We start from the raw sequence: 14,627 nt of genomic DNA, 5'->3' as shown, positions 1-14,627 counted from the left end.
AGCGGGAGAAAAGGCGTATGGGAAAGAGCACTAAACGCAATATGGCCTTGTTATAGGCCAAGCATCACCCGCCAATCGTACCCGTTTTGACTTGCCCAGCCCGTTTGTAATGGGCAATGATTACCCCGCTGGGCGTAACAGTACTTTCTGTTAAGGAAAAGGCAGCCGGAATGGGACCATCACCAAACAACTTTTTACCGTTACCAAGTGTCAATGGGTAAATTTTAAGCCAGAGTTCGTCCACCAGATCATTGGCCAAAAGCAGTTGAATAAGCTCACTACTACCCCAGACGTTGATATCCGATCCTTCTGAACGTTTAAGTGCTTCGATGGCTGACAGGCTACTGAGGAAAACGGAATTGCGCCAGTCCGACGTTTGCCGGGTTGTGGACATGACGTATTTCGTAACCTCATTGATACCCGGCCATATATGGTCATGCGCTGGCCAGTAATTCTCCCAAATCTCGAATGTCTTCCTACCCAAAAGCAGATCGGCAGGTTGCATGAGTTTTTCCATAACCTGATTATCTACTTCGTCGTCGTAGGGAGCCACCCAGCCTCCATATTCGAAACCGCCTGATGTATCTTCTTCGGGTCCACCAGGTCCCTGCATGACTCCGTCCAATGAAATCATGGATAAGACGATTAGCTTTCTCATTGCCATTTGAAATGGTTTTTGTTAGGATACAAATTTCGCCAGGGCAGATCAGGATAGTGCGGTGTAAACGCGACAATTGCAGGGGCTGGATACGAAAGGTATAGATCGTTTTGTATAGTAATTTACGCTGTTTTGCAGCTCGGCTGTCAACGTAAAAGCATTGGCGATGTGGCGGTATTCCGTGTTCCTTCTGCCCGTAACCAATGCTGATAAAATTTACAAAAGCTCATTGTTTGTTGAGTTGCTTGGTGTTATTCTTCTGCCGAAACCGAAGTTGAGCAGTGAACAAAAAGCTGAGAATGTATTCGTCGCCCCGCCATATTGCCAATGCAATGTTAAAAGCAATATAGTGGAAAGCCTTTGGTTGCAAGCCGTCTTTATTATGTCATATAGCTGGTATCTATCGGTCTTGCTGTCTTTTTTTGTCGTTGCGAAATTTTTCCTTCAGTTCCGCTTTGTTCAATAAGTATTCACCCGTTTGTAGATATTGTTTCCACAAAGCAATATTGTGTAAAGACAAGCTAAAACCAATTTCCGGGTTATCCCAGTCGTAAATCACGGTTTCTATTATTTCAGCATCATCTGCAGTATCGTCCCAAGTGAAAAATTCAGAAGTAATTATAGCAAAAGCAATGGTATTTATATCTGTTAAGGTCAGCTTTGCATTCAACGTGTCATTACATAACTGAATCAGGTTGTCGCGCGTAACATTATACTCCTCATCATTAATTCTGCTAATGGGAATTACATAAACTGATGTTGTGTCATAACTTGTTTTGACTTGCGAGTCCTGTAAGTCTTTTGAAAAATCCTCCACAGAAACTTTGCTCAGGAAATAGTTAAGTAATGCTTTCTCTGTCATGGAGTACCACAATAATGACTTACAATTCTTGAAGATGCGAATTTTTTGTAATAGCTTTTGTGTTTATTTTAATTATTCTAGCCTTTTATTGTATTATATAGTGCGTGGTTTCTGTGTTATTTCTGAAACAAAAATTAATTATCGTAAAAAATATAGGTCCCAATGGGCGGATGAAAAGAAAGTCTTATAGCGTAAGTTTTTCGGATTTGTGTATGGGTTGGTTTGAAGGAGATTTAACGGCAATGAGCGTAATAATAGCCGATAAAAATAGTGAACCCGCCATGAAAATGTAGGAGGCTCCAAAACCACCTGTTGTGCCGTTGAGGTAGCCCACAACATAGGCGCCAATAAAGGAACCTAAGGCGCCAAAGCTGTTGATGAGGGCCATAGCACCACCCGCTACGTTTTTCGGCAATAGGTCAGGAATGATGGCGAAGAAAGGGCCGTAGGGAGCGTACATGGCGCCACCCGCAATAATCAGCAGAACAAACGAGGTCCAGAACTGATTGACGCCGACTAGATACGATGCATAAAAAGCGATGGCACCCAGCAACAGAAACGGCCAGACAAATGCTTTCCGGTTCAGGGTTTTGTCGGAATAATAGGAGGCTCCGAGCATACTGATGATGGCCAGTACATAGGGCACGGACGATAACCAGCCTGTTTCGACAATGGTCATGTTGGGCGCAGCTTTTATGATGGAGGGTAACCACATCACGAAGCCATACACGCCTATGCTCCACAAGGCATATTGAAGACTCAGCAAAACAACGATCCGGGATTTGAACGCTTCGCCGTAATTCTTAACAGGCTTTATACCCTGCTGTTCCTGCCGAAGCTGCTCCGCCACGGCCTCTTTCTCGGATTCGGTCAGCCAGTTGGCGTCTTTAGGATTATCGTCGACGAGTTTCCACCAGAAAAAGGCCCAGATAACAGCCGGAAACCCTTCGACAATGAACATCCACCGCCAGCCAACGGATTTGATCAGATAACCCGACAGAATCGACATCCAGAGAATCGTAGCCGGATTGCCCAAAATCAGAAATGTATTGGCCTGCGAACGTTCGGCTTTGGTGAACCACCGACTCAGAAAAAGCAGCATGGCAGGCATTACGGCACTTTCGACAACACCCAGCATAAACCGGATCACAATCAGCAGATTGACGTTGCTCACAACTCCCGTCGCTACAGCCAGGCCACCCCAGAAAATCAACGACCAGAAAATTAGCTTTTTCGCACTTTTTTTCTCCGCATATACCGCGCCGGGTACCTGAAAGAAAAAGTACCCCAGAAAGAACAGCGAACCCAGCAATGACGACATCGCCGGGGTGATTTTCAAATCGGCTGCCATGCCACTAGCCGCACCAAATCCGAAATTGGCCCGGTCCAGATACGCCAGACTATACGTAATAAACGCGATGGGTAGCAGTCGGTACCAGCGGGATTTGGCAAGTGTCTGGTTCATTGTAGGCGGAAGGTTCGATAATTCGTTGTTTGGGAAAGCTGAACGGGACAGCAACTTTACTGCCTATTGGCTAAAAAATAAGTCTTTCGTGTTGTTCTTCCTTGCCCAGATCAATCCATAATCCATCTGGGTTGGGAGGGTATCGGGCATAGGTTGCAGACCCGCTTCCTGAAGCCAGCTTCGGTATTCGGCCCGGCTGTAGCAGCGCCCTTTTGTATTCCAGAATAATTGGGCCGAATAGTCCGTAACGGCCAGCGGCCCATCCAGGGTATCGTTCAGAAACGCATCGTGAACCCATAACTCGCCACCGGGGCGCAGGGCTTCGGCGAATCGATGAGCGAGATGTTGGCAGGTAGGTGTTGGCCAGTCATGGAAAAGGCTGGCGGCTAGTAAGATGTCGGTTTGGGGTAAGGTATCCGTAAGCATATCGCCGGGCAGAAAGGTCACTCGTTCTGTAACCTCAGCTGCACCGGGGCGACCACTTTTGGCAAATTCGTCCAGCAATTCGGCGGCAACCGTCAATACAGCGGGTCGATCCAGTATCGTGGCCGTCGACGTCGGATTGGCCAGTAACCATTCGTAGGTGTAAAAGCCTGTGCCACCTGCCACATCGAGCAGATGGCCTTCGCGTCTGGTCAGGTTGGCGGCTACCAGGGGCGAGAGGTGACGGGCGCGACCCGCTAGTCCCAGCGTCAGAAAACGGGCCAGGCCGGGGTCATCCATGGGCGAGGGACTTTCATCGTCTTTGACGAACGAAATGCCCTCAGCGGCCTCCAGCGGCCCATCGTTCCGAAGCCGGGCAGCCATTTCCAAAACACCGGCATCGTCTTTTTCCAGACCCAGATATCCGGTCAGGTTAGGCGTATTAGCCTGAGTAACGTATTTGCCCAACTCCGTTATATACAGCCGCTCTTGCTGATCGAAAGCCAGTAAATCCATGGCGCAAAGCGCTGGAAACAAAACCATAGCCGGGCGTTCGGCCAGATTGAGCCGGGTACGCAGAGCCTCTATAGATAGGGATTCGGTACCCAGTTCCTCAAAAACGGGTAAATGATGTACGGCGGCAATCAACAACCGGGAGCCAAACATGGCTCGTAAATGACGAGTAATGGGGGCTAAATCAAGCAAAGAGGAATCAGACATGCGAAAAGTTTTTAACGAACGATCAGGGTGTCAATCTAAAATAACGGCTAAAACCTACTGTTTCAGGAAGCTGGTTCTTTGTTCGTTTTACTACTCAGGAAGGCGGACAGAGTTCTTTTCAACTAAAACCGCAGGGACGTGATAGACGCAAAGATTTATAAGTCAGGACCTTATTCCTTGCGACTTTGCGCCTTCGCGGTTTAAGAAATGTAGCCTAAGCGTTTAATCTTCCTGTAGAAATAGCCCGAAGTGAGTAGTCCCCGTACTATTATGGGTTTAGTGTGAAAGTTAAGTTGAATGCTTTACCGTTCTAATGACCACTACCGATATCCAGACAATTTTTGACCAACTCTCCACGCTGAAGGTGGGCGTTATCGGCGACTTCGCCATCGATTTGTATTTCAACCTTAAAACCCAAACCGGCGAAAAATCCATCGAGACAGGCCTGGATGTATTCTGGGGAAGTCAGCCAAGGGCTTCGCTGGGTGCTGCCGGAAATGTCATTCAGAATCTAGCCGCCCTTGGTGTGTCGCAGGGGTATGCCATTGGCTGTGTGGGCAATGACCTGTACGGCCGCGAAATGCAGCATCTGTTTCACGTACTGGGCGTCGATACGCAATATCTGCAGGTGGTTTCGGACGGGTGGGATACCTGCCTGTACACAAAACCGTTCGAAGGCAGGGAAGCCAATCGGATCGATTTCGGAACGGCTAATGAATTGGAAGAGAGGCAATTCGGTCAGTTACTGGCGGGTTTGGAAAGCCTGTTGCCAAATCTAGATGTACTGATCATCAATCAGCAATTTCCCCGCCCTCTGCTGACGGAACATCGACTCGGCCGACTCAATCACCTGATCGAACGCTTTCCTACGGTTCGGTTTGTGGCCGATATGCGTACGGTGGGCAAGCAGGTGCGGGGAGCTACCCTGAAAGTAAACACGGCTGAACTAGCTTATTTTCTGGGTATCGACCTGCCCGAACAGGCTGACATTCAGTGGTGTATTGAAAACGGAACAGTCCTGCGGGAGCAGATAAGCGGTCCTTTGCTGATCACACGCGGGCAGGCAGGAATCCTCTACCTCGATGATTCTGGTGTGTATTCAGCGGAGGGATTACCCTTGCAAGGCGAACTCGATACTGTCGGCGCGGGTGATACCGTAGTGGCTACCTGGGCGGCTTGTATGGGGGCAGGAGCCACACCCAAGCAGGCCCTTGAACTCGCTAATCTGGCAGCGGCTGTTACCGTGCAAAAACTAGGGCAGACCGGAACGGCCAGTCTGCCAGAAATTCTTGATTTATATCATACCTACCATTCCAATGACTAACGAAGTCGTACAGCAATGTCGTCAGGAACTGCATAATCACCTGACTAACGAACTATTACCCTTCTGGATCAATCGGGCCGTCGATGCGGAGAACGGAGGGTTTATCACCCATTTCGATCAGTTTGGCAACGATTCGGGCGAAGACGAAAAATCACTTATTGCCCAGACACGCTCTATTTACACCTATGCATCGGCTCATCGGGCTGGTTATGGCGAAGGAAAACTGGCTGATATGGCCCGGCATGGTGTCGACTATCTGTTGAGCCGTATGTGGGATGAGGAGCATGGTGGATTTTACTGGATGACCAACCGCAAAGGCGATGTACTAAACGACCAGAAAATTGTGTATGGGCAGAGTTTCGCCATTTATTGTTTGAGCGAATACACACTGGCTACCGGCGACCCGCGTGGGGTTGAGTATGCGCAAAAGGTGTTCGATCTGTTGCAAAAATACGCGGCCGATACCTGCTATGGGGGGTACTTCGAGATGTTTGAACGCGATTGGACGCTCAAAGGCCCTGGTGCCGCCGGAGGGGATCGCAAAACGCTCGACGCCCATATGCACCTGATGGAGGCTTTTACGACCCTGTATGAATGCACCCGACAGCCGCTTCACCGTCGGAAGTTGCTGGAAGTGATAACCCTGCTGGTGGGTACGATCATGCATCCAGAGTATGGAACAGGTATACCTCAGTTTTGGGCCGACTGGAAGGTTGCTCCTCAAATCAAATTCGACGTTATCTGGGGTTGGGATCGGTTTACGGAAGACGGCATCAAGCGGGAAGCCGAAGATAATACGAGCTATGGCCATAATGCCGAGTTTGCCTGGCTGCTGATTCATGCTCTGGACATCCTGGACATCCCGTACGACACCTATCGCGATCAACTGCTCAAGTCATTTTCGCATGCGGTCGATTACGGAGTCGACTGGGAACAGGGGGGCGTTTTTGTGGAAGGATCACACAGTGGGCAGGTCTATGACCGGGAAAAGGAGTTCTGGCAGCAGGCTGAAGTGCTGATCGGTTTCCTGGATGCCTATCGAATTTTGGGCGACGAGAAATACTGGAGAGCTTACGAGAACGTCCATCGGTTTCTGATGGATAAGATGATAAACCATCCGGTGGGGGAGTGGTGGCCACTGATGACCCGTCAGGGCGTTCCGATCTGGACGCACATGAGCCATTCCTGGAAGATCAATTACCATACCGTTCGTTCGGTAGTTCAATCCATCCGTCGCCTGGATAAGCTGAACAAGTAATTGATTTAAACACAAAGGCACAGAGTACACAGAGTTTTAACGTTTAATCTCTGGGTACTCTGTGCCTTTGTGTTTACTAAAACACCTTGTTAATTCATGGTCACTTTGACCAGAACGGGCTGATGGTCGGATGGGTAACGCTGCTCTTTAGCGTCGGTCAGGACTCCGTACTTCCAGACTTTGAACGGCTTACTGACGAAGATATAGTCGATACGGTTGTTCATCGGCGCATCAAATTTGAAGCTGTTGAAGGTGCCCTCAGGGCCGTAGGCTGGCGTGGCCGTTACATCATGAGCATCACTCAGCAGCGTTTTGATGGTTTGGATCTGCTCGGTTTCGGGCGTCGAGTTGAAGTCTCCCGTCAAAATCACTGGCTCCGATTTGGCGATTTCCTTGATCTTGGCCACCATCAGTTTACCCGATTGCCGACGCGCTTCAACACCCTGGTGATCGAAATGGACATTAAAAAAGTAGAAGTCCTTTTTCGTTTTCAGATCTGTGAACTTTGCCCAGGTGCTGATGCGGTTGCAACAGGTGGCATCCCAGCCTTTTCCGGGTTTATCGGGCGTTTCGCTCAGCCAGAAATTGCCTGACTGGAGCACTTTAAAGCGATCTTTTTTGTAAAAAATAGCGGAGTGCTCACCGGCTTCTTTCCCGTCGTCACGGCCTGCGCCAATGAAAGCATACTCGGGCAGTTCGGCAATGTCGTTCAACTGATCGCGAAGCCCTTCCTGCGTACCAAACAGATCGAACTCGTGGAAGCGAATGAGTGCCTTTACATTCTCCTTCCGATTCGGCCAGGCATTAATGCCATCGTTTTTGGTGTTGTAGCGAAGGTTATATGTGGCTACCGTAATGGGTTCCGATTTTTGGGCAAGTATAGGCTGAGCCATCAGGAAAATACCCAGAAGAAAAAGAATGATGCGCATGAAAACGATTGTTAAATGTACAAAAATAACCCCACGGCAACGGCCGACTGCCCCCTGCCGTGAGGTAAATGCCTGAGGTAAACTACCAACCCGGATTCTGACCTAGTTTGGGGTTAACCAGCAGGTCGTTCGATGGAATGGGGTAAAGATAAAATTTATCGTCCCATTTACGGGTAATGTTCGTAAGCCAGGTTAGTTCGCCATAGGTGTCGTTTTTGAGCCGCTGCGGATTCGCCACACCGTTTACTGTTTCGGCGACGTTCACATAGGTAACCCCCGCAATTTGTGTAGCGGGTTTCACTTTATAGAACACCACATCAGGCTTGCCATCTTCGTTGAGGTCCATCGGTGTGTCGAGCGCCGGTACATAAAACCCATTCCACTGCTGTTCCATTAGCTGGCCACGGTTCCAGCGAATGATATCGGCAAACCGGAACCCTTCCAGCGCCAGTTCAATACCCCGTTCGCGACGTACTTCGAGCAGCACCGGGTCCGCAATGCCGGGGAAATAATTGGCTTGCAGATAAGGGTCAACGACTGTAGGTTTGGTTGTCAGTCCAGCACTGATGCCAGCCCGTTTCCGCAGGGCTCCCACTGTTTTGGCCCAGTCGTCGTTGGTGAGGGTTCCCAGCTCTGTTTTGGCTTCGGCATAGTTCAGCAGGATTTCGGCGTAGCGCATCATGCTGATGGAGTTGATATTCCGTGAGCCCCCATCATAATACACATCATCCAGCGACCATTTGATTGGCATATAGCCCGTGTAGGTGTAGGAGAAAACGGGCGGGCCGGGCTCTACAGCACCCCCGTTGGTGCGGGTGTAGCCAGGGGTCCGAATGGTCTGTTGCAGGCGCTTATCCCGATTTTTGGTTTCCTGCATGAACGTCATTGTCTCATAACCCGGCTTCGATGTGAAAGGCGTACCGTCGATGTTCAGATAGGTATTGACGAACGTACGGTTCAAACTGACACGAGCCCCGTAGGTAGCGCTGGTCCACCACCAGTTGGCATCGTTATACACGCTCAGTGTAGCGTCGCTGATGAAGGCCAGCATGATTTCGCTGGTGACAGGTGTGGTGCTGGTAAACAACTGCCGGTACGACTTATCAGTACCGCCCGTTTCGCTGATGCTGAAACCACCTTCTTTCATTACTTTCTCGGCCGCACTGACAGATTCGTTCAGCCATTTTTCGGCTGTACTCCCCAGGTTATAGCTGGTACGGTATTTTCGGAAAGTGCCTTCGAACAGACAAACACGCGATTTGAATCCGTAAGCAACGTATTTTGTGACCAGACTACGGGTATTGTCGTTAGTGGTTTTGATGTTCTCACAGGCATAGTTCAGGTCGGCCAGTACGGAGTCCATAACCATAGCCCGAGGGTCACGCGTGTCATACAGATCAGGGTCGTTAACGCCCATCGCCTTGTTGATCCAGGGCACATCGCCAAACCGCTTCACCTTCTCAAAGTAAAACCAGGCTCTGAAAAAACGGGCCAGACCCAGGTAGTGCCGTTGATCGGTAGCGGAAATGGACGGACTGTTCAGGTTCGCAATGAAGTAATTGATATTTCGCAACTGACGCCAGTCCCAGCCTGAACTTTGCTGAGGACCATAGGCTCCGGGGCGTAAAAAATCTGGCACCTGTGTCCGGACGGCATAATCGGCCATCTGATCGCCTTCGTGGATGTCGCTGGCGCCCGGAAAAACAGCCGTTGTCGAGCCGTCGTAAAATGAGTTTACGTATAAGTCTAAACCACTGGTGCTGCTGAAAACAGCGCCTTTTGAGGCCGTCGATTGGGGTATCTGTTCCAGCTCATTGCAGCCAACCAGAAAAAGGGCTATCAGAAAAAGCCAGCTATATCGAGTAATCATAGTCATGTCGTTTTTAGGTTAGAAAGTGGCCGATATACCCAGGGTGTAACTTTTCAGAATCGGGTAGTTGTTACCGTTACCACTGCTATTACTGTTAGGATCGCTACTCGTAGGTGGATTTAAAACAGCATCTGACCGGCCAATATTTTCAATGTCGATGTCACGGGTGAGTTTGTACAGAGGTGACCAGGTTAGCAGATTCTCGCCCGACAGGAACACGCGTCCGCTGTTCATCCCGATCTTCCGAATCAGGGTTCGGGGGAGGTTGTAGCCGATCTGGATATTTTTCATACGCAGATAAGCCACCCGCTGCAAATATTTGGTTTGTGCCTGATACAGTTCGCCCGCGCTGTTCTGCGATACATACCCACGATACCGGGGCAGGTAGGTGTCTGGATTCTCTGGCGACCAGATTTTGCCCAGTTGCCACTCCGGTAATTTGTTGTAGGGGCGGTTGTATTGGCCCCAGAAAATGCTGGCTTCAGAACCTGGCCACCAGTCCTGATGACCAACGCCCTGGAAGAACGACGAGAAGAAGAAGTTGTTCCAATCGGCTCCCAGCATGATGCCATAGGTGTAGCGGGGCGTTGAGTTGCCAATAATGCGTCGGTCGCCTGGGTTATCAACTGTATTGTCGCCGTAGCTGATCACACCATCGCCGTTCAGGTCCCGGAACTTAATGTCGCCCGGAAGCCACTGACCGGTATTGGAGGCTTTGTATAGATTTTGTTTCGGTGATTGAGCTACATCATCGGTAGAGGTGAAGAAACCGGCTGTTTCATACCCCCAGATTTCACCAACTTTCTGGCCTACATAATAATCGGACAATCGTCGGTTAGGGTTATTGAACTTGTCGATGGTAGCCGAGTAGTCGGCCATAGTCAATCGCACTTCGTAGTTGAACGGCTTGCTTCCTACAGAGAGTTTATCCCGCCAGGTCAGAACAGCCTCCCAGCCTTTGGTCGTCAGGTCGGCGTAGTTGCCTTTCGGAACATCGGTACCGAATACGGCTGGCAGGGTCATCCCTACGGTAAACATACCCGTTGTTTTGCGGATGTAAGCGTCGCCGGTAAACGTCAGTCGGTTGTTCAGCATCGCCAGATCAATACCGAGGTCAGAGGTTGTCGAGGTTTCCCAGGTCAGGCCATCGGGAAGAACGGTTGGCTGGCCGGTTTTTTGCGGCTTCACCCCATTCAGGATACGGCCCGACTGGGCGATGCTGAACTGTTCCTGAAACGCATAGGAGGCAATGCTACCATTACCCAGTGACCCATACGATGCTCTGATTTTCAGATCGGTAATGGCTTTGGGTGATACTTTCCAGAAGGGTTCGTTCGAGACGCGCCAACCTGCCGATACCGAAGGGAAGAAGGCATACCGCTGATCGGATGGGAACTTCGACGAGCCGTCGTAACGACCGTTCAGTTCGAGCAGATAACGGTCTTTGAATGCGTAGTTCAATCGGTAAAAGCCACCCAGAATGGCCCAGGTTTCCATGCCGCCACTGGTCGTGATTGACTGCCCAAGGGCCAGGCTAATGTCCTGTGCATCGGCATAAATCAGTCCATTGCGGACAACTTCCAATCGACGGAAATTCGAGTGCTCGTAGTTGTAACCCGCCAGCACTTTCAGGTAATGGTTGGGGCTGAAGCGCGGTTCATATTCCGCATACAGGTTTGTTGCCGTGTAGATCGTCTGGCGATACAGATTTTGCAGGTCGTTGTAGTTGGTTCCGACGTATTCGATTACACCCGGTTTGCGGCTATAGGGCACCGGCACCCGAGTCCGAAACTCATCGTTGTCGGTGGTCTGGAACGTAAAATTGCCTTTTACGCGGAATTTGTCATCGAAAAAGGTCGTGGCAAAATCGGCCGTATTCCGAAATACGCGTCGGTCCATGTTGATGCCGTTTTTGCCGTACCAGAAATCGCCCACGGTATAGGCGGCCGAGTAAGACAATGTTCCATCCGGGTTGAACATCGGGGCATTGTTGTGGCCTTCGTCGGAAATATTCCGCCAGATACCGCCCCCTTCGCCCACGTTCAATGGGTTATGGTACTTCATCGACGAGAAATCGGCATTGTTCGTGATTTTCAGCCAGGGGTAGAGCTGGATGGAACCCTTGGCCCGTAAGCTCATGATCTTGTAATCGTCCGAATTGTACCTGAACAGACCATCCTGGGTATAATAGCGACCCGTTACGTAAAAATCAGCCTTGCCGCTACTGCCCGAAAACGACAGATTGTGCTCCGTAGCGCTCAGGCTTTTCTTGTAAAGTTCGCCGTACCAGTCGGTGTTTTCGTAATACACATATTCGCCGGTAGTGGGGTCTACAACGGTCTTTGGCAGGCTGGGGTCGTTGTTCCGACGTTCGAGTTCGGCCAGGTAAGCGGCCGAGAATTTGACCGTCTTGTTGATGTTCTGCGGGGTTTGCGCATAGTCGTTCCAGGCCGACCAGCCCTCGTTGAACATCTTGGCGAACGTGTAGCCGTTCGTTACAAAATTAGGGACCGAAGTCGGGCTTTTGATCGAGCGGTTCACCGAATAGGTTACGCTGGTACGGTCTTTCGTTGGACTTTTTGTCGTGATCAAGACCACACCGAACGCACCCCTTGCCCCGTAAATGGCGGCCGAAGCGGCATCTTTCAGGACCGATACACTGGCTACGTCATTCGGATTCAGACGGCTTGGATCGCCTTCTACACCATCAATCAGTACCAGTGCGCTCCCTCCCTGACCGATCGAAGTGGTACCCCGAATGTTGAAGGTAGGCGACTGAATGGGTTTCCCGTCGCCCATGGTTAGGTTAAGGTTCGGGATAGTGCCCTGAAGGCCTTGCGATAAGTTGGGCAGTGAACGGTTTTCAAGTACTTCGCTGGTCACCTGATCGACGGCACCAGTTAGGTTCACTTTCTTCTGCGTGCCATAACCCACCACGACTACCTCTTCCAATGACTTGGAATCGGCTTTAAGCGTCAGGCTAATTACACTCTGATTACCCACCAGAACCTCCTGGCTCAGATAACCGACAAACGAGTAGATGAGGGTGGCCTTACCGTCGGGCACCGAAATACGGTATTGCCCTTTGGCGTCGGTCGTTGTACCACGCTGCGTGCCTTTAACCACCACACTGACCCCTGGTAGTACTTCGCCTTTGTCGTCGCTGATGGTTCCCGTAATGGTCAGGTCAGCGCTGACCAGGGCTGGTATCGACAGGGTGTTTATGGAAGGTAGTGTGAATGAGGTACTTTCAACCGTCTTTTTACGAAGAAGGATGCGGCTACCTACCACTTCATACGAAATGCGGAGTGGACTCAGCAGTTCGTCCAGTACTTTGGAGAGTTTACCATTTGCTACATTGACCGACATTTTCTGGTCGGCCCGAATGCTGTTGGTGCTGTACACAAACTTGACATCCGTCTGTTTTTCGAGTCGATTCAGGATTTTCCAGATTTCGACCGATTCCATTTTCAGCGTGACTTCCTTATTCAGAATTTCCTGAGCGTGCGTGTCGCGGGCAAACGACAGGCCGTAGCAGAGAGCGAAGAGCAGTAACTGCACAACCGTTGTCTTCATGGCGTTCCACAAAACCTGTTTTAGGTAAAATTGTCTCGTCATAATAATACGATGTTCATGAAAAAGAGAGATGAGTAATTGGGTAAATTGAGCGTGGGAGGGCAATCTAAAGCGCGACGAATGGTTTCATCCCGCAAAAGTAGGGTTGTCTGTATTACCAGTATATTAACTCTATAGGATGATTTGTTAAGTTTGTTTTTCTAGTTTTGACAGCCTTCGCCATTAATGAAAAGGGTGGTACCACGCCGTTCATAGGTGGCATTTAGCGACTTACAAACCAGATCAAGCTGTAGATAAAGGGGTAACTCATTGAGGTCGCCATTAAACACACATTTGTTCAAGGCCTGGTTTTCGACAATGAATTCAATGCCGTAGGCTTTGCTGAGCGAAGCGAGTACCTGCCCCAGCGGAACCCGATCGAATACGAAGTGGGCTTTGTTGTCGGGAGGCAGCACCATTTGTGGGGTTTCGATTAGCCCAGGTGTCAGTTTCTGCGATACTTTGTCGAAGGTTATTTTCTGGTTCGGTATCAGAATAACGCCATTGCGGTTGCCGTCCGATTTCCGGGTGGCTTCATACACCGAGACTTTGCCTTTGCTCACCCGTACTTCAATCGACTTGTCTTCTTCGAAGGATTTTACCGTAAATCGTGTTCCCAGCACCTGCGTTACCAGATTACCTGTATGAACAATGAACGGGCGGGAAGTATCTCGGGTAACATCGAAGGTGGCTTCCCCCTGAAGGTATATTTCCCGCGTTTTTGTGCCGAACTGTTCCGGATAGCTCAGATTGCTTCGGGGGCTAAGCAATACATAACTGCCGTCTTTCAGGCTGATCTTCTCAGCTTTATTCGATGTGTTTTTAATCGTAATATTTCCTGTTGATTCGGGGCTTTTCCGGGCAATTGACCGAGCTGCCTGATGCGTATTGAGCTGATGGCTGACAAAGAACCCGGCAAGGATAAAAAGTAGGATAGAAGCGGCAACCGCGCTGACCCGGAACCAACCATACCGGACCAGAAAAGGTTGTTGACCTAATGTATTGGTATAAATGCGTTTCCACAAGCGAGTTTGAAGCGTATGTTTTTCGGTGGGATTGATGGTAAGCTGGCTTTGCTCAATCATGTGGTCCGACCACTCACGCATCAGCTTTTCCTCATCGGGACTGGTTTCTCCGGCGAGGTATTTCTCGATCAGTTTATCGAAATCGTACTGGTTCATGGGATGGTGCGTTTGGGCGGATCAGTTCTGATAAATTCGAAGTTGCTCCTGTAGTACTTTGAGCGACTTGGTGATATGGTATTCGACCGCCTTTTCCGACAGGTTGAGTTGCCGGGCAATACTTTTCACGGGTTGATTCTCGAAACGACTCAACTTAAATACCTCGCAGGTTTTTTCGGGTAGTTTTTTCATGACTTCCTCTACCGCTTTCGATAAATCGGCAAACTGCACGGTTTCGTCGGTCAGCTCGGCCTGATGTAATTCGTGCAAAATGAGGTATTCCTGATAACGGCGATTCCTATGAACAAAACAAGCTCTAATG

Annotated in this window: 11 protein-coding genes; 2 read left to right on the top strand and 9 right to left on the bottom strand. The window is 49.8% G+C overall.

The features are described from left to right. Nucleotides 1–64: 64 nt before the first annotated feature. The 4 genes from BGO59_RS21705 to BGO59_RS21690 all read right to left on the bottom strand — a co-directional run bounded on the left by BGO59_RS21705 (nt 65) and on the right by BGO59_RS21690 (nt 4,128). A complete protein-coding gene (locus BGO59_RS21705) occupies nt 65–658 on the bottom strand; it encodes a dihydrofolate reductase family protein (RefSeq protein WP_293686668.1) in 594 nt (197 codons plus the stop codon). Nucleotides 659–1,058: 400 nt separating this feature from the next. Then, on the bottom strand, nt 1,059–1,520 hold the full coding sequence (locus BGO59_RS21700; RefSeq protein WP_293686666.1) for a hypothetical protein: 462 nt from the start codon (nt 1,518–1,520) through the stop codon (nt 1,059–1,061). A gap of 184 nt (nt 1,521–1,704) precedes the next feature. After that, the gene (locus BGO59_RS21695) at nt 1,705–2,985 is read right to left on the bottom strand and encodes an MFS transporter (RefSeq protein WP_293686664.1); all 1,281 of its coding nucleotides are present in this window, start codon (nt 2,983–2,985) and stop codon (nt 1,705–1,707) included. A gap of 63 nt (nt 2,986–3,048) precedes the next feature. Further along, complete coding sequence (locus tag BGO59_RS21690; protein ID WP_293686662.1) at nt 3,049–4,128, bottom strand: methyltransferase; 1,080 nt, start codon at nt 4,126–4,128, stop codon at nt 3,049–3,051. A gap of 313 nt (nt 4,129–4,441) precedes the next feature. Here BGO59_RS21690 and BGO59_RS21685 point away from each other — a divergent pair, with 313 nt between their 5' ends. Together BGO59_RS21685 and BGO59_RS21680 are read left to right on the top strand one after the other, a co-directional pair. Next, nucleotides 4,442–5,452, top strand: coding sequence for a bifunctional heptose 7-phosphate kinase/heptose 1-phosphate adenyltransferase (locus BGO59_RS21685; protein ID WP_293686660.1), 1,011 nt, complete (start codon nt 4,442–4,444; stop codon nt 5,450–5,452). Next, on the top strand, nt 5,445–6,710 hold the full coding sequence (locus BGO59_RS21680) for an AGE family epimerase/isomerase (protein WP_293686658.1): 1,266 nt from the start codon (nt 5,445–5,447) through the stop codon (nt 6,708–6,710). The genes BGO59_RS21685 and BGO59_RS21680 overlap by 8 nt, the downstream gene beginning before the upstream one ends. An 89-nt stretch (nt 6,711–6,799) precedes the next feature. On the opposite strand, the gene BGO59_RS21675 is transcribed toward BGO59_RS21680, so the two are convergent. The 5 genes from BGO59_RS21675 to BGO59_RS21655 form a co-directional block, all read right to left on the bottom strand. Beyond that, the gene (locus tag BGO59_RS21675; protein WP_293686656.1) at nt 6,800–7,639 is read right to left on the bottom strand and encodes an endonuclease/exonuclease/phosphatase family protein; all 840 of its coding nucleotides are present in this window, start codon (nt 7,637–7,639) and stop codon (nt 6,800–6,802) included. 82 nt (nt 7,640–7,721) lie between these two features. After that, nucleotides 7,722–9,509 carry a RagB/SusD family nutrient uptake outer membrane protein gene (locus BGO59_RS21670; RefSeq protein ID WP_293686839.1) on the bottom strand — a complete coding sequence of 596 codons (1,788 nt, stop codon included), beginning with the start codon at nt 9,507–9,509 and terminating at the stop codon, nt 7,722–7,724. An 18-nt stretch (nt 9,510–9,527) separates the two neighbouring features. Then, nucleotides 9,528–13,127: a TonB-dependent receptor gene (locus BGO59_RS21665; protein ID WP_293686654.1), complete on the bottom strand. Its 3,600-nt coding sequence runs from the start codon at nt 13,125–13,127 to the stop codon at nt 9,528–9,530. 158 nt (nt 13,128–13,285) lie between these two features. Further along, nucleotides 13,286–14,305, bottom strand: a complete 1,020-nt coding sequence (locus BGO59_RS21660) for a FecR family protein (RefSeq protein ID WP_293686652.1) — start codon at nt 14,303–14,305, stop codon at nt 13,286–13,288. A 21-nt stretch (nt 14,306–14,326) separates the two neighbouring features. Beyond that, nucleotides 14,327–14,627 (bottom strand): sigma factor-like helix-turn-helix DNA-binding protein (locus BGO59_RS21655; protein ID WP_293686650.1); only part of this gene is annotated, 301 nt, incomplete at its 5' end.

The sequence above is a fragment of the Spirosoma sp. 48-14 genome (genome assembly GCF_001898575.1).
GTDB lineage: Bacteria > Bacteroidota > Bacteroidia > Cytophagales > Spirosomataceae > Spirosoma.
This window is presented reverse-complemented; position numbering and strand designations above follow the sequence as displayed.